Annotated in this window: 21 protein-coding genes and 3 pseudogenes; 11 read left to right on the top strand and 13 right to left on the bottom strand. The window is 69.3% G+C overall.

Translation table 11 applies throughout. The annotated features are described in order from the left end of the window. From ACFU8W_RS45975 to ACFU8W_RS45995, 5 genes are all read left to right on the top strand, one after another. Window positions 1–336, top strand: a 336-nt coding sequence (locus ACFU8W_RS45975) for a helix-turn-helix transcriptional regulator (RefSeq protein WP_384051395.1), incomplete at its 5' end; no start/stop codon positions are given. Between the two features lie 452 nt (window positions 337–788). Continuing rightward, window positions 789–1856: an alpha/beta hydrolase gene (locus tag ACFU8W_RS45980; protein ID WP_345512156.1), complete on the top strand. Its 1068-nt coding sequence runs from the start codon at window positions 789–791 to the stop codon at window positions 1854–1856. 66 nt (window positions 1857–1922) lie between these two features. Next, window positions 1923–2708 carry a creatininase family protein gene (locus ACFU8W_RS45985; protein WP_384051398.1) on the top strand — a complete coding sequence of 262 codons (786 nt, stop codon included), beginning with the start codon at window positions 1923–1925 and terminating at the stop codon, window positions 2706–2708. A gap of 741 nt (window positions 2709–3449) precedes the next feature. Next, window positions 3450–4301 (top strand): alpha/beta fold hydrolase, encoded by an 852-nt coding sequence (locus ACFU8W_RS45990; RefSeq protein ID WP_384051401.1) that lies wholly within the window; start codon window positions 3450–3452, stop codon window positions 4299–4301. Between the two features lie 328 nt (window positions 4302–4629). Then, complete coding sequence (locus tag ACFU8W_RS45995; protein WP_384051404.1) at window positions 4630–5451, top strand: alpha/beta fold hydrolase; 822 nt, start codon at window positions 4630–4632, stop codon at window positions 5449–5451. Window positions 5452–5891: 440 nt separating this feature from the next. On the opposite strand, the pseudogene ACFU8W_RS46000 reads toward ACFU8W_RS45995, so the two are convergent. The 4 genes and pseudogenes from ACFU8W_RS46000 to ACFU8W_RS46015 form a co-directional block, all read right to left on the bottom strand. Further along, a pseudogene (locus ACFU8W_RS46000) lies at window positions 5892–6032 on the bottom strand (ABC transporter); the annotation flags it as partial. Window positions 6033–6088: 56 nt separating this feature from the next. Beyond that, window positions 6089–6415, bottom strand: a complete 327-nt coding sequence (locus ACFU8W_RS46005; RefSeq protein WP_384051407.1) for a DUF1048 domain-containing protein — start codon at window positions 6413–6415, stop codon at window positions 6089–6091. A 1-nt stretch (window position 6416) separates the two neighbouring features. After that, window positions 6417–6773, bottom strand: a complete 357-nt coding sequence (locus tag ACFU8W_RS46010) for a DUF1048 domain-containing protein (RefSeq protein ID WP_327249101.1) — start codon at window positions 6771–6773, stop codon at window positions 6417–6419. Beyond that, window positions 6770–7096, bottom strand: a complete 327-nt coding sequence (locus tag ACFU8W_RS46015) for a PadR family transcriptional regulator (RefSeq protein WP_384051412.1) — start codon at window positions 7094–7096, stop codon at window positions 6770–6772. Before ACFU8W_RS46015 ends, ACFU8W_RS46010 begins: the two co-directional genes overlap by 4 nt. A gap of 753 nt (window positions 7097–7849) precedes the next feature. Here ACFU8W_RS46015 and ACFU8W_RS46020 point away from each other — a divergent pair. Then, window positions 7850–8014, top strand: a pseudogene (locus tag ACFU8W_RS46020) (peptide deformylase); the annotation flags it as partial. 492 nt (window positions 8015–8506) lie between these two features. On the opposite strand, the gene ACFU8W_RS46025 reads toward ACFU8W_RS46020, so the two are convergent. Next, the gene (locus ACFU8W_RS46025) at window positions 8507–10084 is read right to left on the bottom strand and encodes an MDR family MFS transporter (RefSeq protein ID WP_384051415.1); all 1578 of its coding nucleotides are present in this window, start codon (window positions 10082–10084) and stop codon (window positions 8507–8509) included. 243 nt (window positions 10085–10327) lie between these two features. On the opposite strand from ACFU8W_RS46025, the gene ACFU8W_RS46030 reads away from it, so the two are divergent. Beyond that, window positions 10328–10816, top strand: a complete 489-nt coding sequence (locus ACFU8W_RS46030; RefSeq protein ID WP_384051495.1) for a TetR/AcrR family transcriptional regulator — start codon at window positions 10328–10330, stop codon at window positions 10814–10816. 90 nt (window positions 10817–10906) lie between these two features. Here ACFU8W_RS46030 and ACFU8W_RS46035 read toward each other — a convergent pair whose 3' ends face one another. From ACFU8W_RS46035 to ACFU8W_RS46050, 4 genes are all read right to left on the bottom strand, one after another. Then, a complete protein-coding gene (locus ACFU8W_RS46035) occupies window positions 10907–11074 on the bottom strand; it encodes a hypothetical protein (protein ID WP_384051418.1) in 168 nt (55 codons plus the stop codon). 162 nt (window positions 11075–11236) lie between these two features. After that, window positions 11237–11887, bottom strand: coding sequence for an HAD-IA family hydrolase (locus ACFU8W_RS46040; RefSeq protein WP_384051421.1), 651 nt, complete (start codon window positions 11885–11887; stop codon window positions 11237–11239). Window positions 11888–12064: 177 nt separating this feature from the next. After that, window positions 12065–12898, bottom strand: coding sequence for a prephenate dehydratase (locus ACFU8W_RS46045; protein ID WP_384051423.1), 834 nt, complete (start codon window positions 12896–12898; stop codon window positions 12065–12067). A 414-nt stretch (window positions 12899–13312) separates the two neighbouring features. After that, complete coding sequence (locus ACFU8W_RS46050) at window positions 13313–14980, bottom strand: IS200/IS605 family accessory protein TnpB-related protein (RefSeq protein WP_384051498.1); 1668 nt, start codon at window positions 14978–14980, stop codon at window positions 13313–13315. A gap of 304 nt (window positions 14981–15284) precedes the next feature. Between ACFU8W_RS46050 and ACFU8W_RS46055 the strand changes: the two genes are divergently transcribed. Next, window positions 15285–15995 (top strand): hypothetical protein, encoded by a 711-nt coding sequence (locus ACFU8W_RS46055; protein ID WP_384051426.1) that lies wholly within the window; start codon window positions 15285–15287, stop codon window positions 15993–15995. 231 nt (window positions 15996–16226) lie between these two features. On the opposite strand, the gene ACFU8W_RS46060 is transcribed toward ACFU8W_RS46055, so the two are convergent. After that, window positions 16227–16862, bottom strand: coding sequence for a helix-turn-helix domain-containing protein (locus tag ACFU8W_RS46060; RefSeq protein ID WP_384051428.1), 636 nt, complete (start codon window positions 16860–16862; stop codon window positions 16227–16229). A 126-nt stretch (window positions 16863–16988) separates the two neighbouring features. On the opposite strand from ACFU8W_RS46060, the gene ACFU8W_RS46065 reads away from it, so the two are divergent. Next, a complete protein-coding gene (locus ACFU8W_RS46065) occupies window positions 16989–18377 on the top strand; it encodes an MFS transporter (protein ID WP_384051432.1) in 1389 nt (462 codons plus the stop codon). A gap of 98 nt (window positions 18378–18475) precedes the next feature. On the opposite strand, the pseudogene ACFU8W_RS46070 reads toward ACFU8W_RS46065, so the two are convergent. Further along, window positions 18476–18628, bottom strand: a pseudogene (locus tag ACFU8W_RS46070) (transposase); the annotation flags it as partial. A 70-nt stretch (window positions 18629–18698) separates the two neighbouring features. Here ACFU8W_RS46070 and ACFU8W_RS46075 point away from each other — a divergent pair. Next, window positions 18699–18827, top strand: coding sequence for a hypothetical protein (locus ACFU8W_RS46075; RefSeq protein ID WP_384051435.1), 129 nt, complete (start codon window positions 18699–18701; stop codon window positions 18825–18827). Here ACFU8W_RS46075 and ACFU8W_RS46080 read toward each other — a convergent pair. Then, window positions 18816–19844 carry an aldo/keto reductase gene (locus ACFU8W_RS46080; protein WP_384051438.1) on the bottom strand — a complete coding sequence of 343 codons (1029 nt, stop codon included), beginning with the start codon at window positions 19842–19844 and terminating at the stop codon, window positions 18816–18818. The two genes, ACFU8W_RS46075 and ACFU8W_RS46080, sit on opposite strands and share 12 nt — an antisense overlap. Window positions 19845–19950: 106 nt before the next feature. On the opposite strand from ACFU8W_RS46080, the gene ACFU8W_RS46085 reads away from it, so the two are divergent. Further along, a complete protein-coding gene (locus ACFU8W_RS46085) occupies window positions 19951–20880 on the top strand; it encodes an AraC family transcriptional regulator (RefSeq protein WP_384051441.1) in 930 nt (309 codons plus the stop codon). Window positions 20881–21533: 653 nt separating this feature from the next. Here ACFU8W_RS46085 and ACFU8W_RS46090 read toward each other — a convergent pair. Continuing rightward, a complete protein-coding gene (locus ACFU8W_RS46090) occupies window positions 21534–22100 on the bottom strand; it encodes a TetR/AcrR family transcriptional regulator (RefSeq protein ID WP_384051443.1) in 567 nt (188 codons plus the stop codon). Between the last annotated feature and the right edge of the window lie 43 nt (window positions 22101–22143).

The raw sequence follows: 22143 nt of genomic DNA on the forward strand, positions 1-22143 counted from the left end.
CCCAAAGCAGCACGACACCCCCTCACCCTCGCCGCCGACACCTTCCAACGACTCGGCGCACCCACCTGGACCGAACGCGCCCGAGCCGAACTCAGGGTGTCCGGACTGGCCACGCGTACCGCGTCGGCGCAGCTGAGCGAACTGTCCTGGCAGGAGAACCAGATCGCCGGTCTCGCAGCCATCGGCCTGACCAACAAGGAGATCGGCGAACGGATGCACCTGTCGCCGCGCACTGTCAGCTCCCACCTCTACCGCGTCTTCCCCAAACTCGGCATCACCTCCCGCGCCGCACTGCGCGACGCACTGGGCAGGCTGGAGGAGGAACAGGGCAGCTGACGCGAGCCGACGAGAAGGCTGCCTCGGCCGTATGCCGGGCGGTTGCCATCGCCACGCGGGGGAAGAACGCCGACCCCGCGGCAATGGAAACCGCCCGGCATACCCATGTACGGACGAGGGGAATCGCCCGGCATACCCATGTACGGCGCCGGGCGGCGGACAGACACCTCACACACATGCGTCGTACTGTCCCCGCCGCACCGTCAAATGACTGATGTATCTGCTTTCGCCTGGACGAGAGTATGTGGCATCGGGTCGATGCCACTGAAAAAGCAGTCACGAACCTGCCCCTCGGCTCACCGGAACATATCTGCGTCACCTGTTTGACAGGTGACGGGTGCTGTGCGAAAGTCATCGCGCCGAGGCGCCACGGTGATCTCGTACCGCCGGTGTGAGCGGGAGGTTCCCTGGGCGCGAACCGGTCACCGGAAACGCACGACGGAGGGATTCCCATGATCAACAGGCGTACATTCAGCAAGGCCGTGGGCCTGGGCACCGGCGCAGCCGCGGTCACGCTGTCCGGCCTGCAGAACAACGCGTTCGCCGCGACCGCCTCGCACAAGCCGGGGGGCGCACCCGTCCCCACCGTGCCGGCCGTCACCCCCGGCACCCACACCGGTTTCAGCACGCTCAAGCAGGTCAAGGCAGGTGTCCTCGACGTCGGTTACGCCGAGGCCGGCCCCGCACACGGCCCGGTCGTCATCTGCCTGCACGGCTGGCCCTACGACATCCACAGCTTCGTCGACGTCGTCCCGCTCCTCGCCGACCAGGGCTACCGCGTCATCGTTCCCTACCTGCGCGGCCACGGCAGCACCAGCTTCCTGTCCCACCGCACCCCCCGTACCGCCGAGCAGTCCGCCATCGCCCTGGACATCATCGCCCTGATGGACGCGCTCAAGATCGAGAAGGCTGTTCTCGCCGGCTTCGACTGGGGCTCGCGGACCGCCGACATCATCGCCGCCCTGTGGCCCGAACGCGTCAAGGCCCTCGTCTCCACCAGCGGCTACCTCATCACCGACCGCAAGGCACAGCTGGAGCCCGCCGCACCGGCAGTCGAGCACAACTGGTGGTACCAGTGGTACTTCGCCAGCGACCGCGGCAAGAAGGCCATGGAGGACGTCGACAAGCGCATCGCGCTGTGCCGCTACACGTGGACCCTCGTCTCCCCCAACTGGAACTTCGACGACGCCACGTTCCTGCGCACCGCCGAGGCGTTCAAGAACCCCGACTACGCCGCCATCGTGCTGTACAACTACCGCTGGCGCATCGGTCTCATCGAGGGTGAACGCCGCTACGACCGCTACGAGAAGCAGCTCGCGGCCCAGCCCAACATCAACGTCCCCACCATCACCCTCGATGCCGCGCTCGACCCCTTCACCCCGCCCGGCGACGGCTCCGCCTACCGCGGTCACTTCACCGGTGCCTACGACCACCGCACGATCACGAACATCGGCCACAACCTGCCGCAGGAGGCGCCGACCGCCTTCGCGCAGGCAGTGGTCGACGTCGATCACTTCTGAGCCCCCACCCGACACCGACGTGGTGACCCGCATCCCGCGTCGGCCACTTCGAGGAGGAGTCCCCCGATGAGCGAAGTGCAGTGGAACCTTCTGACCGCCGCCGAACTGCGTGCTCTGGCGGTGCAGGACGCGGTGGTGCTGCTGCCTGTGGGGGCCACCGAGCAGCACGGCCCTCATCTGCCCACCGGCGTGGACGACTTCCTGGCCTCGGAGGTGTGCAGACGGGCGGCGATGCTGGCCTCGGAGCACACCGGCGTGGTGGTGACGCCTTCGGTCCCGACCGGACTGTCGGAGCACCACATGCCCTTCGGTGGCACCCTCACGCTCAGCCTGCCCACACTGCACGCGCTGCTGCGGGACATCTGCCGCTCCGTGATCCGGGCGGGTTTCTCCCGCATCCTGATCGTCAACGGGCACGGCGGGAACATGACCGCCCTCAACGCCCTCACGACCGAGCTGACCGCGGAGCTGGCGACGCCGATCGCCTTCGCCAGCTACTTCGGTGCCGGACGCGACGCCGTGCGCGACACCCTGGAGATCCAGGACGGCCTCATGCACGCCTGCGAGGGCGAGACGTCCATGATGATGGCCGTCTTCCCCGAGCTGATCCGGGCCGAGCACCTGCCCGAGGCGCACGGCCCGCGGATCACGCTGCCCGCGGAGTCCACCGACCCGGTGTACATGGCCGTGTCCTTCGACCGGATCACCGCGTCCGGCGTCGCGGGCGACGCCCGGGTGGCGAGCCCCGAAAAGGGGGAGCGGCTGCTCACGGGCTGCGCGGCGGCACTGGCCGACATCATCGTGCGGGACCCGTGGGCGAAGGAGGACGTCGAAGCACAGTCGGCGCACTGAGGGCGGCACGGCCCGCCGGGCGCGCAGCCCGCTGGAGGGGGGTCCCGCGACGTCACTTCGTCCGCCCGGAGGGCGTGCCGGGGCGTCGCGTGGCGGACCGGATTCTGCGCACAGTACGCCCCCATCACCTGCGCCGTGACACGTGTGCGCAGGACTCATACACACGGCCGGGAAGAGCGATGCTCTTCCCGGCCGAGCCGGTGCTCAGGACCCACCGTCGCGCCTGGGCAGGTGCGGTGCCGGTTCGGGCGTGGGACGTGGCAGGTGCGGCCGTCCGGGCAGCGCTGGAGGTAGCCCTGACGCGCCGGCTCCGGCTCAGGCTCCGCATCCCGGAACGCCCCCGAGCACCCCGGTCTGCGAGCGCCGCCTCGGCCACCACCGTCCCCGACCGCAGTCCGGACGCCCCGGCGTCGGAAGGGGACCTGCCGTCTTCGCCGGTACAGCCCGCACGGGTGCACCTCACCCCGGGAAGCGACCGGTTCACCTCCTGCATGCCCCGGAAGCAGCCGCCGCTCCGCCGGTGGCGCCCTTCCCCTCGACGTCGCCCACGGCCTCTCACCTGCCCGTCCGTGGCCGTCCGCGCGATGCCCAGCCTCGTGCACCGGCCGGAAATCCAGTCAACCCTTGTCACCTCCTTGACAGGTGACGACTCCACATGACAAATTCGTCACCAGTCAGGGAGGTGACGTCGACCGGTGAGACCGGTCCACCCCTTGTCGAAGTACCTGAAGGGGATCTGTCGTGGCGAGTAACAAGGGTGGACGCAAGCGACTGGTGACGGGTGTGGTCTCGGCGCTCACGGCGGGGCTCGCCCTAGGCGCGTTCGCCCTCAGCGGGAGCGCCAGCGGCGCGACCGGGACCGTCGAGGCCCAGAAGAGCGCCAAGCCGACGATCGTCCTGGAACACGGCGCCTTCGCCGACGGCTCCAGCTGGAACGGCGTCATCGCCGACCTGCGCGCCGACGGCTACCCCGTCGTCGCCGCCGCCAACCCCCTGCGCGGCCCCGCCTCCGACGCCGCCGCCCTGCGGACGGTCCTCGACCATGTGAAGGGCCCCAAGATCCTGGTCGGCCACTCCTACGGCGGCAACGTCATCAGCCAGGCCGCCACCGACGACCCGCAGGTCAAGGCCCTCGTCTACGTCGCCGCCTTCCTCCCGGCCACCGGCGAGAGCGCCCTGGAGCTCACGAACAAGTACCCCGGCTCCACCCTTCCCGACGCTCTCGACCCCGTCACCTACCAGCAGGCCGACGGCTCCACCGCCACCGACCTGTACATCCAGCAGGACAAGTTCCGTCACCAGTTCGCCGCGGACGTCCCCGCGCAGGAGGCCGCCCTGATGGCCGCCGAGCAGCGCCCCATCGCCCAGTCCGCCCTGGAGGAGAAGGCCACCACGGCCGCCTGGGAGACCAAGCCCAGCTGGGACATCGTCACCACCCGCGACCTCAACATCCCCCCGGCCGTCCAGCGCTTCATGGCCAAGCGCGCCCACGCCCACACCACCGAGGTCGCCGCGTCCCACTCGGTCGCCGTCTCCCACCCCCACCTCGTCGCCGATGTCATCGAGCGGGCCGCCCGCGCCACCGTCCGCTGACACACCTCGCAGGGGCGGCGGAACCCTCGGGTCCCGCCGCCCTCGGGCCATATCCCGGACGTCGCCGGCACCTCTCACATGTGCGGAACCCGCGCGAGAACGGACCTCATGAACTCGACGTCCGCGTGGGCGAACCGACCTTCCAGGAAACCGACTTCCGCATCCGGAGACGGCGTTGCATATCCTCACCTCGCATACCGCCGAGCGGGCGGGACCGGACCCTGCCGGGAGCAAAACCGCGTGACCTGCCCGGCCGCACCCCCGGACAGGTGAACCCGCACGGCCTCCCGTCTCGTGCTCGTACCGGAAGTGTGAGGAGAGATGACACATGCTCGCGTATGACATCCGGGGTCGCGGGCCCGGCCTGGTGCTCCTGCACGGCATCGGGAGCACCGCGTCCGAGACGTGGGGAACCTTGGCCGACAGTCTCGCGGCCGAGAACACCGTCCTGCTTCCCGACCTTCCGGGGTCGGGGCGCACCCCGCTGCCCGGCGGCCGGCTGGAAGTGGATGCCGTGGCCGACGAGGTCGTGGCCACGGCCCGTGAGGCCGGGCTGGGTGACTTCGTGGTCGCCGGGGCCTCACTCGGCGCGGCAGTCGCCGTCAAGGTCGCCGCTCGGCGTCCCGACCGGGTCCGCGGCCTGTTCACCCTGGCCGGCTTCGCGCGGCCCCGCACCGCGTTGTGGCTCCATCTGGAGAGGTGGGCGTCCCTGCGAGCCCGCCGCGACAGTGAACTGAGCGCCTACGTGGCCTCGTTGTCCTTCTCCGCGGACCATCTGGCCGCCCTCACCCCGGAAGGTGCCCAGGACCTGGCAGCCCGGTCGGCGGTGTCCGTTCCTGGCGCCCCCGCGCAGATCGCCCTCGCCCTGGGCATCGACGTCCGCGGCGATCTCCCAGCCATCACCGCCCCTTCCCTGGTCGTCGCGGCCATGGGAGACCGGTTCGTGAGCCCGGAACATTCGGTGGAGCTCGCCGAAGGCATACCGGGCGCGCGGCTGGCCGCAGTCCGGGGCGGACACGCGGCGACCGTCGAGGAACCCGGCCGGATCCTGGAGATACTCACCGAATTCCTCCGCGAGGTCCGGCGCTCCGACCCCCTGGGTTCCCGTGCCGCCACCTCCCGGCGCCCGGCCGCCCGCGAGTCACGGTAACTGCCGGCCGTACCGCGTCCCCGCTCTCCCGATGACCCGGCACCTGCCCCTGCCCCTCACGCTCCGCAGGAATCCGACAGCCCATGCGCGTGCCCACCGCGCGGATACCGCTGGCAGCCCGAGCCTTCACCGCTGTCAGCCCTCCTGCGCGAACGTCGCCCGCACCGACCACCGCGCACGGCGACTTCGGCAACGTGCGGCCCTGCTGGAGCGTCAGGCGGACTCCCAGCGATACCGGGGCCTCTTGCCGAGCGGCTGTACAGGAGTTCCGCACGCCTGCGTTCTCAGGCCGACGCCCACAACCGTGACCGCGTCACCGGCTGCGAGAGCGCCTCATGAGCCCCGCTGCTGATGAACGCGCACGTATGCGCGCAGCCATGGACCGGATCTTCAGCGACGCCCCCGCCCGCTCTGATGGAGCCTGAACCATCGTCGCTCTGTTCATCCGCCTCGATGCCGGCGGAGTCGAGCCAGTCGAGAATGGAGCACAGCTCGCGCTGACTGCCGTCGCTGCGGATGGACAGCGACAGTGCCTCGTCGTCCCGGGTGACCTCGCGCAAGGCGTCAGCGGCTGCGCTGTGCCGAGGCGAACGAACCGTGCGTGCGGGCTGCTACGCCCACTGGCATGAGGTGAGGGCTACTTCTCGGCCGTACCGGGTTCCCTGCTGATGGACTCCTGGTAGACGTCCGCATAGGTGCGTGAGTCCTTGACCAGGTCGTCGCAGAACGCGGCGACGTCGTTGCCGATGAGTTCCAAGACCCCCTTGCCCGCGGCGACGCCTCCCTCGAAGAAGTCAACGATCTCGGGGAGCAGAGGCCCGTCAGGCAGGTCGATCGGTCCGACCTTGAACAGGTACTTCTGCATCTCCTTGTAGACGATCCGGTAGTCCGGCGGGAGCGCCTTGACCCGAGCCATGTGCGCCCGCCACTGCTTCTTGCCCTCGATGATGTCCTGGATGCCCACGTCAGCCTCCCAGCCGGCTCAATTTCCTTGCGACGTTCCTGTTCAACTGCTCGCGCCAGCGGTCGCGATAGGTTCGAGCCCCCTCTCCACCGGCCAGCGCCGCGCAAAAGCCCCGGATGTCGTCGCCGAGGACCTCGTGGACGCTCTGCCCGTCCGCCGCTGTTTCCTCGAGCAGCCCCAGGGCGGCGTCGAGGATCGGCATCAGGTTGCGGCCGGTGAAGTCCCCATGGGGAAAGAGGTGGCCCTTGATCTGTTCCCACGCCGCCCGGTAGTCGTCCGGCAGGGCCTCGGCCCGGGCTTCGAACGCCTTCCAATCCCTGGTGAGATCGCTGCCTGTGATGGTCTCCCAGAAGTTCATCTCCCGCCCTCCTTGAGCCTGTCGACGCGTGATGAGACGTACTGCCATTTCGTCCAGAACTTCGCGAGTTCCTCGCGTCCGGCGTCGTTGAGTGCGTAGAACTTGCGCGGCGGACCGACCCCGGATGGCCGTTTCGTCACCTGGACGAGTCTGTTCCTCTCCAGTCGCAGCAAGATGGTGTACACGGTCCCCTCGACGACGTCGGCGAAGCCAAGCTCGTTCAGCTGACGAGTGATGGCGTAGCCGTAGGTTTCCTCGCTGCCGATGATCTCGAGCACGCACCCTTCGAGCGTGCCCTTCAGCATCTCCGTCAGGTCGTCCATCGCGAGTCCTCCTCGGCCCCAGCGGTACTGCGTAGTACCGAGTACCACTATACGGTAGCACCGAGTAGTGGAGGATGTCAGCGCGGCAGTCTTGCCTTCTGCAGGCTTGAGGCCTGTCCGCCCACGGAGCGCGGCGACAGCTGGTGTGAACCTCGGCGCGGGTTCGGGTCGTTCAACCGGGTGGGGCCAGCCATCCTCCCCTGATACAGAAGCCGGACGCCGGGCGGCGGGCCGGCCCGGCCCGTCTCGCGCACGGCAGGCTGCACCTGCTGCTCACCCTCGACTCCCTGGTCGTCGTGCTCGTCTCGGTCAACCGGAAGGCCGACGGCACCCTCGCGTTCCTCGCGGACAACCAGTTCCTGCGCCTGGTCGAGGCCGACAACATGTTCCTCGGCCTGTGCACCGTCCTGTTGTACTACCTGGTCGCCGCCCACCTGGTGGACGACTCCCCCCGTCGGCGGCGCGGCGCCTCCTTCGCACTCGGCGCGCTCTTCACGGCGGGTGTGTACGTGTACGCCCTCGGTCTCGGCGACCACGAGATCACCAACTACCTGCACGGGCGCTTCTGTTCCAACAGCCTTCCCGCGATCTGCCGGGTCGTCACCTTCAACGACGACGTGTTCTCCGACGCCGTTTTCGTCACCGGGTTCACCCTGCTCAACACCACGGTCATGCTGACCCAGTCCCTCTTTCCGACGGATCGTGCGCCGCGGCCGTGGGACAACGTCCTGATCACCGTGAACGCCCTCTTTCGCCCGCCACGCCCAGGTGCGGCTGCGGGGGCGGGACGAGCGGGGCCACACGATCGACGAGGTGTTCACCGGCTGGCCCGCGCGCATCGTGCAGCACGAGACCGACCATCTGCGCGGCACGATCTACCTGGACGTGGCCGCGCCACGGTCGCTGTCCGCCAACGAGGACCCGCCGGTTCACGCTCGGACGCGCCGCCGAGCGCGCGGATCTGCCACCCCACGGCAACTTCCACGACCTCGACGGCCCGATCTATTACGCCGTAATAGTGAGGACGCCCCGTTCTATCCCCATCTGGGCATCGCCTCGCGGGTCACGCTCAGGGACGCGCTCTCCGGTCTCGACGCCGACGAGATGACGAGCGCCGACGACTTCGCCGATCGCCCAGTCATGTGACGTATGCCGGGCCCTGCGTCGCCGCGCACAGTGGACGCGGGGTCGCCCGTGAGGGCTGTCCTCCCCGGTGGCGGCGTCCGATGCCGCCGTGCACCACGAGAGGGGAATCAGATGCCCGGCGCCTCGGACAGCCATCCGGACATCCACTGGCCGTCCGGCTTCTCACCCGAGGACGGCCTCGCGTAGCCGCCGCTGATGCCGGACGGACGCCGACGGCCGGCGCCCGTGCGGGCGCCGGCCGGTCGAGCTGCGCTGTCCGGTGGCTCAGGCGGCCTGGACGGTGTCCTTGGCGGCAGGGGCGGTGTCCTTGGCGGCGGAGGCGGTGGCCTCGGCGGCGCCGGTGGTGTCGCCGGTCCTGCGGGACGGCTTGAGGAAGAGGGCGAGGAGGATGCCGACGGCGAGGGTGGGAGCGATCCAGAGATAGCCGGTGGCCGTGGCGTGGGCGAAGGCGTCGAGCGCGGTGTCGCGCAGGGCGGCGGGCAGCCGGCCGATGGTATCGGGGCGGGCGGCGTCGAAACCGCCGGAGGTCGGCAGTACGTGGGTGCGGCCTGCGAAACCGGTGTTCAGGAGGGTGCCGAAGACGGCGACTCCGAAAGCGGCGCCGATGGAGCGGGCGAAGGTGACCACGGCGCTCGCGGCGCCGAGGTCGGTGGCGGGGACGCTGTTCTGGACCGTGGTCAGCACGACCATCGGCACCATGCCGATGCCGACGCCGGTGATCAGGAAGTAGACGCTCAGCACGAGGGTGTCGGTCGCCGCTCCGATGGTGCTCAGCAGGAGCAGCCCGGCGAGGTTGGCGGTGAGACCCGCGAGCAGGATCACGCGCAGCCGGTCGACGTGGGCGGCCCAGCGTCCGGCCAGGGACTGGCTGATGACCAGACCGGCGACCAGCGGCAGCATGTAGATGCCGGAGAGAGTGGCCGAGACGCCGTGGACGATCTGGAGGTAGGTCGGCAGGTAGACCAGGACGGCGAACATCGCGGCGTTGGCGAAGAACCCGATCAGCGAGGAGAAGACCACGGTCCGTGAGGCGAGCATGGCCGGAGGCAGGACCGCGGCAGCGGCGCGGCGCTCGACGGGCAGCAGGAGCACGGCCAGCACGACGGTGGCGACGATCAGGCCGACGATGGCCGGAGATCCCCAGCCCCAGCGCTCACCGAAGGACGTGGTCAGGACCAGGCCGGTGGCGATGGCCGCCAGGATGGTGGCGCCGAGGTAGTCGATACGGACCTTGGCTCCCCGGGTGGCCGCGGGCAGCGCCCTCGCGGCGATCACCAGGGCGACGGCGCCCACGGGCAGGTTGATCAGGAAGGCCCACCGCCAGGAGAGCTGGTCGGTGAAGACACCGCCGAGCAGAGGACCGACGATGCTGGCTACGCCGTAGACCGATCCGAACATGCCCTGGTACCGGCCGCGCGCGCTCGGGGCAACGATGTCACCGACCAGGGCGAAGGTCAGCACGATCATGCCTCCGCCGCCCACGCCCTGGAGCACCCGGGCGCCGATCAGCTCGGGCAGGTTCCGCGCCAGACCGCAGGCGACCGAGGCGATCAGGAAGATCGTGGTCGAGGTCAGGTAGAGCCGCTTGCGGCCGAACATGTCACCGAGCTTGCCCCACAGCGGCGTCACCGCCGTCGATGCGAGCAGGTACGCGGCGCTGACCCAGGCGATGTCGTCGAACCCGTTGAGGTCCTCCGCTATCCGGGGCAGCGCGGTCGAGACGATCGTCTGATCCAGGGCCGCGAGCAGGACCGCGAGGATCAGCGCGCTCATGGCGGCGGCGACACCACCCACCCGGGGTGATGAGGACTGTGTCGGTGATGGGGACGGTGACTTCGGCATCGGAACTGCCTTTCTCCAAAAGGGGCGGCGGGAGCGCTGCGCCTGCCGCCCGTCAGCACGGTGACGCCTCACTCGATTGGCACTACCCGATTTATCTGTCACTTTAATGTAGCACTTAATCTGCGGTGCTTCACACCTACGAGGTGATAGGTGTCTCAGGCTTCACAACGCGCGGTTAGACTCGCTGCTGTGAGAGCCGACGCAGCGCGCAACCTGGAAGCCGTCCTGACCACCGGGGCCCGCATGCTCGCCGCCGACCCGGGCGCGAGCATCGCGAGCATCGCCACCGAAGCGGGCGTGGACCGACGCACCGTCTACCGACGCTTCGCCTCCCGCGAGGAACTCCTCGCCGCGATCTACGAATCCCGCGTGACCGCCATCGAAGAAGCCATCCAGGACGCACGCCTGCGCGAAGCACCCGTCACCGTCGCCCTGCACCGCTACGTCGAAAACATCATCACCGTCAACCGCACCTGGCCCGTCGACCTCACCCGCATGCTCGCCCACGACACCGTCCGCAACCGCCGCGACGCATGCGTCGAGGAAGTCGACACCTTCCTCCAACGCGCCACCCACGAAGGCCTCCTACGCCCCGACCTCCCCCACGGCTGGGCAAACGCCCTGCTCCCCCAGCTCATGCACCTCGTCTCCCGCCAGCTGCCCGAACTGAGCGCCGCGCAGGCGGCGGACGTCGTCGTCGATACCCTGCTGCGCGGTCTCGGAGCGTCCTGACACGACGAAGGCCCCCTGGAACACATGTGTGCGTGTGTTCCAGGGGGCCTTCGTATGCGTCCGCGGCGTGCGCCTCCGCCGACGCTCAGCTCATTCCGCCGCCTCCGGGCCCTCGCCGGTACCGAAGGCTTCCTGGCCCTCCTCCTCGCGCGGGCGCCGGGAGACCGCCGGAGGAATCGGCACGGTTCCGGGGACGCGGACGCGGCGCAGCCGGGACGGCTCGTTCTCGGAGTCGGGGCGCTGCAAGAATTCTCCCATCGGTGCGTGCGGCATACCGTGCCCACGGCGCCGCTGGTGCCGATGCGCGGACAGGGACCGCGGCGTCAGCCGCGACGTACCCCTTCGAGGAAGCGGCCGGCCAGATCGACGCGCTCGTCCAGGGTGGTCGGAAGTGCCAGGCCCAGTCTCATATGTTTCCCCTCAGGCGATGACCCGGTCGGGGTCCTTGCCGCTCAGCGGGACGCCGAGCAGGCTCTCCAGTGCGGTGACCGTGCGGGCGGGGTCCACGGCGTGGACGGTGGCGAATCCCAGTTCCGCCGCGGGCGGCAGGTACTGCTCGGTGTCATCGACGAACACGCAGTCCTCGGCCTTCAGGTCGAGTGCGTCGAGCACCAGCCGGTACATCTCCGGCTCGGGCTTGCGCGTCCCGTGGACCTCCGACAGCACCACGGCGTCGTAGAGCTTCTCCAACTCGTACCCGTCGTACAGGTTCCACGGGGCCAGGCCGACGGAGTTCGAGAGGATTCCGACCTTCACTCCGGCCCGGCGCGCGGCAGCCGCCGCGGCGATCACCGAGGTCTCGGGGCGCAGGTCGGCGAAGACGCGGCCCATCAGGTTCTCCGGCCGGACACCGAGAAGCCGGCCGGCCGCCTCGTTCCAATGCGTCTGGGTGAGCGTGCCACGTTCCAACCTCTCGGTGAGCCGGATTCCCTCGGGGTCCAGGTAGAGGCCGGTGAGCAGAGTCCCCGCGGCCAGTCCCTCGCGCTTCTCGAAAGCGAGCGCGGCAGGCAGCAGAGGAGTCGTCAGCACACCACCGAAATCGAGGACGAGGCCCTTGCGGTACTGAGTCATGGTCACACCTTAGAAGGCGTGCGACACCTGCCTCGCACCAGGTCGCCATGTTTCCTGCCATGGGGACACATGCAGGACAGTCGCGTGCAGTCGCATGTGAACCCGTCGGCCGGTCGGCCATGTCCGGCCGAAGGGTTCTTCCCGCCCGCCGCACCGCATCTCCGTACGGGCGCCCGGTCAGTCCTTGAGCCGGCGCGGATGCGCGCGGTACACCCCCAGGATGCGGACCTCGGAGGAGAAGAACCGCAGCTCGTCCAGGGCAAGGGCGACGCGCTCCTCATCGGGGTGCCCCTCGATCTCGACGTAGAAGCGGCTGGCGTCGAGCCCCGCGCCCATCTGATAACTCTCGATCTTGGTGAGGTTCACCCCGCTGCTGGCGAACCCGCCGAGTGCCTTGTACAGCGCGCTCGGGATGTTGCGCACGCAGAAGAACAGGCTCGTCATCGTCGGCTGCCCCACCGGGAGCCATTCGTAGTCCCGGGACAGGACGACGAACCGCGTGGTGTTGTCGGGGTCGTCCTCGACCTCGGGCCGCAGCACATCGAGGCCGTGGAGCTCGGCTGCGGCGGGCGGGGCGAGCGCCGCGTGCCTCGGGTCGCCCAGCTCCGCCACCTCGCGCGCCGCTCCGGCGGTGTCGTCGCTGACGAGGGTGCGCCAGGCCCCCTCCCGCAGCAGCTTGCGGCACTGCCCGAGGGCGTGCACATGGCTGCGGACGCACTCCACCTGGTCCAGGGTGGTACCGGGCACTCCCATCAGGTCGAAGCGGATGGCGAGGAAGTACTCGACCACGATGAACAGTCCGGACTCCGGCAGCAGGTGGTGCACGTCGGCAACGCGTCCGGCCGCGGAGTTGTCCACCGGGATCACGGCGACGTCGGCTGCGCCGAGAGTCACGGCGTCCAGGGCCTGCTCGAAGCTCGTGCAGGGCAGCTCGCCGCCCTCGGGGTAGAGGGCGCGCGCGGCCGTCGCCGAGTTGGATCCGGGTTCACCCTGATATGCGACGGTCGTCATCGTGCTGAGCCTTCCTGAAGGAGATCCTGTGGTCGGGCGGCAGGAGCTCCGTCGCATACCGCGCCTGCTGAAGTATCGGCGAACTGGCCTCGATGACACCCAGCAGGGGGTGGGGGGGCGCCGTTCCCGTCCACCGTCGGCGTGTGTTCGTACGCCGCCGCGAGTACATGGTGGGCGACGTTCGCGACCTGCCGGACCTCAGGGCTGTCCCTGCCGGGCGGAGGGGGCGCCGTGCAGGGCCGCCGCGAGGCTCAGCGGTCGAGTCCCGCCGGCGCCGTGCCCGCCCCCCGTACCCGCGCAGGTGCGGTGCCGGAAGTAGTCCGGCCGGTATGTGCGACATCCCGCGAGTTCTCCGAACCTCTGTTGAGCACTTGACCCTGCGGCCAGAGGGTTCTTCCTTTGTCGGGACCGTTCCTAACCAGTGTGCGTGAGTGAGTCCTGGACCCACTGCTGCGTACTGGGCGCATCCCGAACGGTGTTGGATGCGCTGGGTTCCCGCGTTCGCGTCCCGTTCGGTGACGGCCCTCCGGGGGGCCGGTCCGTTGCGGGTGGGCGGGTTCCCTCACGCCCCCGAGCGCCTGACCCGGCCTGGACGGTCCGATGCCCCGCACGATCACTCCGGTCGTGCGGGGGCGGTGCCGTCCTTCCCCAAGCTCTCAACTCCGTTCGAGCAGGGGATACCCCATCCCGGACCGGGTGCCCGAGGGCGCGTCGTCCGATCGCGATGCCCGCGGCATCGTGACGGGACATGGTGCGGCGGGGGGTGACCAGCGGTTTCTGCCAGTGCTGGGCACCCCACAAAGTGGTGTAGGCGGGGTCGACCGCGACGATCGCAAGGCCGTGTTCGGCTGCCATGGAGACGAGCCGGGCCTTGAGTTTCCCGGTAGGAATACCGGAGATGAGCTGCCGGAACCGCTTCCTGCGGCCGTGTTTCTCGCGGGTCTTCTCGGTGGTGAAGTCGAGATCTTCGATGCCGATCGCGGCGACACCGACACGCACCGCCCAGTGGATCAGACGGGTCAGCGCGTGGCGGAGCTGTGCGTCGCGGTGACCGGCAGTCCCGGACAGGTCGTAGGGGAAGCGGCGCGGGTCGCCGACGGGGTTGCCGTGCCGGTCCAGCCGGTAGGCGGCGAAGTGGTCGGCGTTGGTGTCGACACCGATCATGCCCCGGGCGCGGGCGGTGGCCAGCGGGATGGTCTTCACGACGGGGCGCCGCCAGGACGCGGTGAGGTACCAGCGGCCGCGCCGGGTGTCGAGGTGGATGCGGTAGGCCACGGCCCGGTTCGCGGCGATGCGGTCGGCCCACTCCGCACCCCGGTGCGCGAACGCGATCCGGGTGGTGAGGGTGTACCGGCCGTGCCCGGCGTTGGCCAGGTGCGCGAGCGGGACGGGCAGCTTGATGCTGACCTCGCCGTCCGGGGTGACGCGGATCGTCTCGTTCCCGAACCGCTTCCCCGACTCGCCATCGGCCGCGATGAACCAGCGCTCCGCCTCCCAGCGTTCCCGCCACTGGCCTTCGGTGAGCCCGGCCTCGGCGAGGTGGTGGCGGGTGTTGAACAGGCGTCTGCCGCCCCGCACCACCCGCACCCGCCCGGCCTGCCACTCGGCGACAACGGCCGCATGCCGCGCCTCCAGCATCACGAGACGGCGAGATTTGCGGAACCACTCGCTCTTCGACCGGTAGCCACCCGCCGCCCGCTTGGTGCCCTTCTGCCCGATCGGGAGGGACAGGCGGTGCCGCAGCATCTTGATCCCAGTTTCCAGTGTCTGGATGTGCGCTGCCTGGCAACGGCGCGCGAGCGCCCACTGATCGTGCGTGGCCTTGGTGATCGCACCCGCGATCCGCGACGACGACTCCTTCGTCAGCTCCCGCTTACGCGACGCCCAGGTGTCCGCACTGTGCTCCAGACCGTCCGCACAGCGGGCCCTGAGATCACGGGAGGCCAACGCACCCTGATGCTCACCGACCGCACGCAGCACCCTCTCGTCCCGGGAAGTGAGGTGCTTGAAACGGTCCCGGACCGCCACCCCGCAAGGCCCAGGCACCACGAAGGGCACGGCCAACTCCCGCACACCACCCACCACATCACCCCCTCCCTCAAAGGCCAGCCACCCGCCATCCAGCCCAACGAGCAACAGCCGCCAAGGTCACCCATTCGACCACAGAACCCCCGTTCCCACCCCCACAAACCCACCGACAGGACCCACTCCCGCTCGCCACAACTCACTTCAGCTCAGCAAACCGACAGCAGCTCACAACCCTCACCGCCTACTGACGGAACTTCGGGATTCCTGAATCGTTCTCGCCTTGTCCGAGCGATCTGTGCTCTGAATGAAGGCGAGGGTCGATGCACCTCGGCGTAGTGGCTGGGGAATGATCTCCTGCGTGACGAGGGAAGAGGATGCGGGCGCGGGCGTTGATGAAGCCCATGCGTGGGACGCGCGGTTGGGCTGGGCGTTCGGGCTGATAGCCGACGATCCCGCCGAACGGGCTGCGGCGGTGGCCCGTCTTGCTGATGTCCAGGGGAACGTGCGGGATGCTCTTGGTCGGTTCAATGAGTTGTGGCGCTTGACGCTGCCGCTTGGCGGACAGGCGCAGTGGCGGGATCCGGCTTTCCTGCAGGCATATGAGATGTACGTCGAAGCCGGGAGGTATTCGCTGCCCGACGCGTTGTGGAACCGCCCGCCCGGCGACATCAGGACATGGCAGGGTCTGCCCTATGCGCTCCTCTTCCTGGAATGGGAGGCGAGGTATCCGCAGGAGTGGACCCGGCATGCCAAGAAGTGGGGCACGAAACAGAGCCTCATACGGGACGTGGCGGTCGCTGACCACGGCGAGACGGTCAGGTCGAAGCTCACCGACCTGGTCGAGATCGTCGTTCAGAGGGCCTACCGCTGCAAGGACCGCGAGTACCTGCGAGTTGCTCGAGCCGTCGACAGTGAGGATCTGCGCGGCAGGCTGGAAGCTGCCGCTCGGTCTGACAATGCATGGGCACGGCGGCATGCTGGCTATGTTCTTTGGCTCCTCGATCACCCCGAGGTGCCCAACACGATCCATGTCTGGCAGAACTGGATCGCGGCTGAAGCCAGAGGATGAGGCCTCTGACCGCCCCTCTGCGAGGCGGTCTCGACGAGAAGACCGCCATCCGATACGCGGACTCGGCACGGGCACCTTTGGGAGAGGCTGCCGAGCAGGTATTGCAGTGAAACCCACTCGACGACTCTGCTGCTCAATTCCTGATGTTCAGGCGGTGAGCCGGTAGTTGAGCGGTTCGAGGTTGCTGTTGCGGGTGCGGCTGTGTGGGGGCGGTCCACTAGGTGTTGCGGGTCATGACGTTGTTGACGGTGGGTTCGGGGCGGTCGGCGGGGCGGGATCGGTTGTGGACGGTCTGGCGCGGACGATGGCTTGGTCTCCTCGTGGGCCAAACAGGTGCAGGATCTCCACGGCGCTCGTGTCCGCGGGGCCGAACCAGTGGGGTTCGGTGGTGTCGAACTCGGCCACTTCGCCGGGCCGCAGCGTGAAGTCCCGCGCCCCGAGGATGAGGCGTAGTCGACCGGCGAGGACGTAGAGCCATTCGTAGCCCTCGTGGGTGACCGGTTCCGGCTGGCGGGGTGCCAGTACCTGCTTGAAGACCTGCACTCGGCCCGGGTACTGCGTCAGGGGCACGAGGACGCTCCCGCGCTCCTTGTGCAGGGGCCGGAGGTGTACCCGAGGGTCACCGCTGGCCGGCGCCGCCACCAGCTGGTCGAGTGCGACGTGGTGCGCTCGTGCCAGTGGGATGAGCAGGTCCAGAGTCGGGCGCCGATTGCCCGATTCCACCCGGGACAGTGTGCTGACCGAGATCCCGGTCGTGGCCGCGAGTGCCTCGAGCGTGAGTCCCCGTTCCCGGCGCAGCCTGCGCAGCCGGGGCCCGATGCCATCGAGAATCTGCTCCAGCTCCGCGTCTCTGGATCCTGTGTTCATGGATCCAGTTTTGCAGTGTTCGCAAAATTGATGGGCTGCGGCCGTCGCCCGGGCCGAGCCTTGCCGGGCATTGTTCCCGGACATCAGAGGTAGACCGTGACCGCGACGACACACCCTGTTCAACCCATGCTGAGTGCGCGCAGACGCTGGACGGTACTGGCCGTCTGCTGCCTGAGCATGTTCCTGGTGGGCCTGGACACCACCATCGTCAATGTGGGTCTGCCGGCCATCGGGCGCGGCCTGGATGTCGACACGCGCGGTCTCGAGTGGATCGTGGACGCCTACACCCTCGTCCTGGCCAGTCTCCTGATCTCCTCCGGCGCACTGGCAGATCGCTTCGGACGCCGCCGGGTGTTCCAGTGCGGGCTGGCCCTGTTCGGCGCGGCCTCACTGGTCTGCGCGCTCGCCCCGTCGGCGGGCGTACTCGTCGCGGCCCGTGCCCTGCAGGGCATCGGCGCTTCGATGCTCAGCCCCGTGGCGCTCGCGATCGTGGTGAACGCGATGCCAGACCCGAAGGAACGGGCGCAGGCGATCGGCATCTGGGCGTCAGTGTTCGGACTGAGCATGGCCGCCGGACCCGTCACGGGCGGCGCGCTGCTCGCTGGGCTCGACTGGCGGGCCCTGTTCTGGGTCAACGCACCCGTCATCGCGGCCGCTCTGCTGCTCAGTGCGGTGTTCGTGCCGGAGTCCCGGGCACAGCGGGCCCGGCGGCTCGACCTGCCCGGCCAGGTCCTGCTGACCATGGTCCTCGCAGTCGTGGTCGGCGTCCTGATCGAAGGGCCGCGCATTGGCTGGACGTCGCCTGCGGCGCTGGCGGGATACGCATGGGCTGCCGTGGCGACAGCCGGATTCGTGTGGGTCGAGTCCCGCCGACCTGAGCCGCTGATGGATCTGCGGCTCTTCAGGCGCCGGGTCTTCAGCGGTGCCGTCGTGGGCGCGGTGGCGGTCTTCGTCGCCCTGAATATGACACTGCTGCTGAACACCCTCTACCTGCAGCACACCCGGGAATGGACGCCGCTGGCCGCTGGCGTGGCGGCCTTGCCCTTGGCCGTCGGAGCGACCGTCTGCGCCCCCTGGTCCGGCCGCATGGTCGGCCGCACGGGACCGCGGCTGCCGCTGCTCCTTGCCGGCGGTTTCATCACGGTCGGCGGGCTCTGCCTGGTCCGGCTCACTCCGCACACGAGCGTGCTCCTGCTTCTGGCCGCATACTCGCTCATCGGCATCGGGTTCGGCTTCGCCAACGCCCCGATCACCAACACCGCGGTCAATGGACTGCCACTCGCCCGTGCCGGCGTGGCCGGGGCGATCACCTCCACCGCACGGCAACTCGGCTCCGCCCTCGGCATCGCTCTCGCCGGCGGCCTGGTCACGGCCACCAGCCCGACGGGGCTCGCACACGCGTCCCGCCCGGGCTGGATCCTGGTCGCCACCTGTGGCGTGCTGCTCTTCCTCGTCGCCCACGTATCACGGCCGAAGGAGGCCACCACGGGCCCCGCCTCCCCACAAGCGCGGTGAGCCGCGTGACTCACCGCACCGCACCGTTGTGCGTTGATGGGCAGGCCCCAGGCAGCTCAACTACGTCGGGGAGTCACCAACGTCATGGCCTCGTACAACTAGGCGTCGAGGCGGATGATGTTGATCGCGGTGGCGGAGAAGGCATGTTGGAGGCGGACTTCGGGCAGGCCGCGGTAGCGGGCCCGGCGTAGGCAGGTGACGTCGAGGGCCTGGTTGATGGTGCCCTCGACGCCTGCCCGCAGGGCGTACTTGTGCGCTCCTGCAACGGATCACGGTGCGGACCTATCTGGTCGCCACCGATTCCCGGGGGGGGTGATCCGCATGCGGGAGGCCGAGCAGGACGGCGTCCCGCCCGGCCATCTACGCCTTGCCTCCCCGTACGACCCGGACGCGCGGTGCGCGGCGCAAGGCGAGGACCTGTTCTGGTGCGGCGTCCGATCAGGCGGCTGAGCGCTCACCGTGCGGACGTCGACGCAGAGTCGAGACGAGTACCGCGGGCGGCTGGTAGGCCATATCGAGGGTGCCGACATCGGTGCCCGGCGGCACGATCTTGTCGATCTGGTCCAGGACGTCGTCGTCAACGGCGGCCTCGACGCCGGCGAGCAGGTCATCGAGCTGCTCCATCGTCCGCGGACCAATAAGTGCGGAGGTAACCCCCGGGTGGGTGAGGACGAACGCCATCGCCAGGTGGGTCAGCGGCAGTCCCACCTCGTCGGCGAGCGGGATCAGCTGCTCCACGACGTCGAGGCGTTGGTCGTCTCTGAGGTGCTGGAAGCCGTACCGCGACCGATGCGTGGCGGCCTGCTCTCCCTTGCGGTACCGACCGGTGAGCAGCCCGCCGCCGAGCGGGGACCAGACCAGTGTGCCCATGCCGAACTCCTGTGCCACCGGGAGTACCTCGCGCTCGATCCCGCGGTTGAGGATCGAGTAGACCGGCTGCTCGGTGCGCAGCCGTGCCAGACCGCGCCGCTCGGACACCCAGTGGGCCCGGACGATCTCCGAGGCGGGCAGGGAGGAGGTCCCGAACGCGCGGATCTTTCCGGCGCGCTGCAGGTCGGTGAGTGCTGAGAGCGTCTCCTCGATGTCGGTGTCGGGGTCGGGCCGGTGAATCTGGTACAGGTCGACGTAGTCGGTCCCCAGGCGGCGCAGCGAGTCCTCCAGCGCGCGCATCAGCCAGCGCCTGGACGCGCCCTGGTGGTTGGGCTCGTCACTCATCGGCATCCGTGCCTTTGTGGCGAGTACGACGTCCGCGCGGCGGCCCCGGAGCGCCTTGCCGAGGATCTCCTCCGACTCGCCGTGGGAGTACATGTCGGCGGTGTCTACGAAGTTGATCCCGGCGTCGAGCGCCTTGTGGATGATCCGGATGGACTCGTCGTGGTCGGGGTTGCCAATGGCGCCGAACATCATCGCACCCAGAGCGTAGGGGCTGACCTTGATGCCGGTCCGACCGAGGCTGCGGTAGCGCATGGGGCTCCTTCTGTCCGTCAGTGTCGCGTGATGCCCCCAGCCTGCGTCCCTCAGCTGCGTACTATGAATACTTGTCCGTTCGGATTTCTTGCGCGAAAGTACGAACATGGCAGTTGATCAGCTATCGCAGGTTCTCGACTTGGTCCAGGTGCGCAGCGTCCTGACCGGTGGCGTCGCGGCGCGCGGTGGCTGGTGGTCGCGCGGACCGCTCGTGGACCCGGTGAAGTTCTTCGCGATGGTGAGCGGCCGGGCCCGGCTCACGACGGACGGTGTCGACCGCCCGGTCGAGCTCGAGCCCGGCGACGTGGCGATCCTGATCGGGCGGTCCTATGTGGCCTTCGAGGCGGGTGACGAACCTCGCCATGAGGTCCAGCCGGAGTCCGATTTCTCCGCGGCCCGGTTCGTCGGCGCCAATCACCACACCGACGACGTACTCATCGGCGGCTGCGTCGATGTCAACGAGGCCGGCCGGGCACTGCTGCTCGGCGCTCTCCCGCTGGTGGCGCACGTGCGCGCATCCGCCTCCGACGCCGATCCGTTGCGGGCCGTCCTTCTGCGGCTCTTCGACGAGGCGACCAGTGACCGGATCGGCTCGGCGTTCGCGATCCGACAGTACGGTCAGCTGTTGCTGCTCGAGGCGCTGCGCGTATACGTCGGCCAGGCCGATCTGCCGCCGGGCTGGCTGCGACTGCTCACCGATGAGCGGCTCCGGCCCGCTTTGGACCTGATCCACGCAGAGCCAGGAAGGGCGTGGGGCTTGGCCGAACTCGCGCGCGCGGCAGCCATGTCACGGACGTCGTTCGCCGAGCGCTTCCGGGAGGTGGCCGGAATGCCGCCCCTCACCTATCTCAGCCACTGGCGGATGCTGCTGGCGCAGCGGGCGCTCCGGGAGGACGACGTCCGCGTCGCGACACTTGCTGCCGAGCTGGGCTATGGCTCGGAGAGCGCCTTCAGTACCGCCTTCAAACGGGTCGTTGGCGTAGCGCCGCGGCGCTACCGGCTGCGCGTTCGTGAGGAAGCCGTCGCGGCAGGCTGATCCGCCCCGGGCTTGCCGTTCCGCCCAACGTGGCAGCGGTAACGCCGGTCGTGTCAGCGGCCGCGCTCCCGGTAGCGGACAGGGCCGTGAAAGGAGTCCGGGTCGAACAGCCGGGGCGGTACCGGGCCACCGACCGAGCGCAGCGTGTCCTCGCAGAAGTGCGAGACCTGGCATGCCAAGTACGCCTCGCGGGCCGGAACCGAGGGCACCGTCAGCGAGGCCCTGGCCGTTGGATGCACTCGTTGCCGGCCTCGACAGTCCTGTTCTGCGGCTCCTGGCCGCGTGCGCACGCTCGGAGTCGGATGACGACGTCCCCGACCCGCTTCCCCCAGCACTCGACGAACTGGGCCTCACCTTCCACCCGGCGGGCAGCATTGCCGGACAGGAAGCCGCCGCGCGAGCACTTGCCGCCCGGATGCCGGCTGGCCAGGGCATGTTGCCAAAGTTGCGTCGGACGGCTTGTCCGCAGCGGTTGATCTCGATGACACACGGCATTCGGGTGTCGCAGGGCGGCTTGACAGCGCCTGGGATTCCGCGCCAGGAGACGCGACGTCTCGCCGTCAGTGCCGTCGGATAAGGTCTGCCCGTTCGGCCCGACAGGCGGGGCGAACACAGAAGGACTCGTCGCCGTCGGTGCAGGGGGCGGGACGCTTTCACGCTGCCCCGTACACCGTGTCCAGGAGGCCGCTGACGAACGTGTCGAGGTCGTCGAGTCCGGCCGCCGCCTGCGTGGCGGGCCCCTCGGCCACCAGGTGGGGGAGTGCGGCATGCAGGGCCAGCGTGACGGTTGCGGCGCGCTGCGGGGTCACGGGCAGGCCCGCGCTGCGCTGGGCGTGCTCGAAGTACGCGAAGTCGGCGGCCGCGAAGGCATCGAGTGGCGCCGCCAGCCACGGAGTCCGCGTCGCCTCGCGCTGCAGCTCCAGGAGAGCGAGCACCCGCACACGGCCGGGCCCCTCGGCGTGCTCCAGGAGCGTGCGCAGCAGGGTGATCAGGCCCGCCCGGTCGACGGGTGCGGGTCTGGGGATCGCGGCGTACAGCTCCATGATGCGCCCCGTACTCGCCCGCAACAGCGCGTCCTTGGTGGGGAAGTAGTTCTTGGTGGTGCCCAGTGGCACATCCGCTGCGGCGTCGACGGCTCGGTGCGTCAAGCCCCGGCTGCCGGATTCCGCCAGTACATCGATGGCCGCATCGCCCAGGCGATCCCGTCTTTCCTGATTCACGGACCCAAAGTACCCCATCTGTGGTACCACAGATGGGGTACCG

This window comes from Streptomyces sp. NPDC057565 (assembly GCF_042801455.1).
Taxonomy (GTDB): Bacteria; Actinomycetota; Actinomycetes; order Streptomycetales; family Streptomycetaceae; genus Streptomyces; species Streptomyces yanii.

Excerpts from the sequence above, each read along its gene's own strand:
- ACFU8W_RS45980 (WP_345512156.1), top strand. The coding sequence starts at position 789 with ATGATCAACAGGCGTACATTCAGCAAGGCCGTGGGCCTGGGCACCGGC.
- ACFU8W_RS45985 (WP_384051398.1), top strand. The coding sequence starts at position 1,923 with ATGAGCGAAGTGCAGTGGAACCTTCTGACCGCCGCCGAACTGCGTGCT.
- ACFU8W_RS45995 (WP_384051404.1), top strand. The coding sequence starts at position 4,630 with ATGCTCGCGTATGACATCCGGGGTCGCGGGCCCGGCCTGGTGCTCCTG.
- ACFU8W_RS46010 (WP_327249101.1), bottom strand. The coding sequence starts at position 6,773 with ATGAACTTCTGGGAGACCATCACAGGCAGCGATCTCACCAGGGATTGG.
- ACFU8W_RS46015 (WP_384051412.1), bottom strand. The coding sequence starts at position 7,096 with ATGGACGACCTGACGGAGATGCTGAAGGGCACGCTCGAAGGGTGCGTG.
- ACFU8W_RS46025 (WP_384051415.1), bottom strand. The coding sequence starts at position 10,084 with ATGCCGAAGTCACCGTCCCCATCACCGACACAGTCCTCATCACCCCGG.
- ACFU8W_RS46030 (WP_384051495.1), top strand. The coding sequence starts at position 10,328 with ATGCTCGCCGCCGACCCGGGCGCGAGCATCGCGAGCATCGCCACCGAA.
- ACFU8W_RS46035 (WP_384051418.1), bottom strand. The coding sequence starts at position 11,074 with ATGGGAGAATTCTTGCAGCGCCCCGACTCCGAGAACGAGCCGTCCCGG.
- ACFU8W_RS46040 (WP_384051421.1), bottom strand. The coding sequence starts at position 11,887 with ATGACTCAGTACCGCAAGGGCCTCGTCCTCGATTTCGGTGGTGTGCTG.
- ACFU8W_RS46045 (WP_384051423.1), bottom strand. The coding sequence starts at position 12,898 with ATGACGACCGTCGCATATCAGGGTGAACCCGGATCCAACTCGGCGACG.
- ACFU8W_RS46060 (WP_384051428.1), bottom strand. The coding sequence starts at position 16,862 with ATGAACACAGGATCCAGAGACGCGGAGCTGGAGCAGATTCTCGATGGC.
- ACFU8W_RS46065 (WP_384051432.1), top strand. The coding sequence starts at position 16,989 with ATGCTGAGTGCGCGCAGACGCTGGACGGTACTGGCCGTCTGCTGCCTG.
- ACFU8W_RS46075 (WP_384051435.1), top strand. The coding sequence starts at position 18,699 with ATGCGGGAGGCCGAGCAGGACGGCGTCCCGCCCGGCCATCTACGCCTT.
- ACFU8W_RS46080 (WP_384051438.1), bottom strand. The coding sequence starts at position 19,844 with ATGCGCTACCGCAGCCTCGGTCGGACCGGCATCAAGGTCAGCCCCTAC.
- ACFU8W_RS46085 (WP_384051441.1), top strand. The coding sequence starts at position 19,951 with ATGGCAGTTGATCAGCTATCGCAGGTTCTCGACTTGGTCCAGGTGCGC.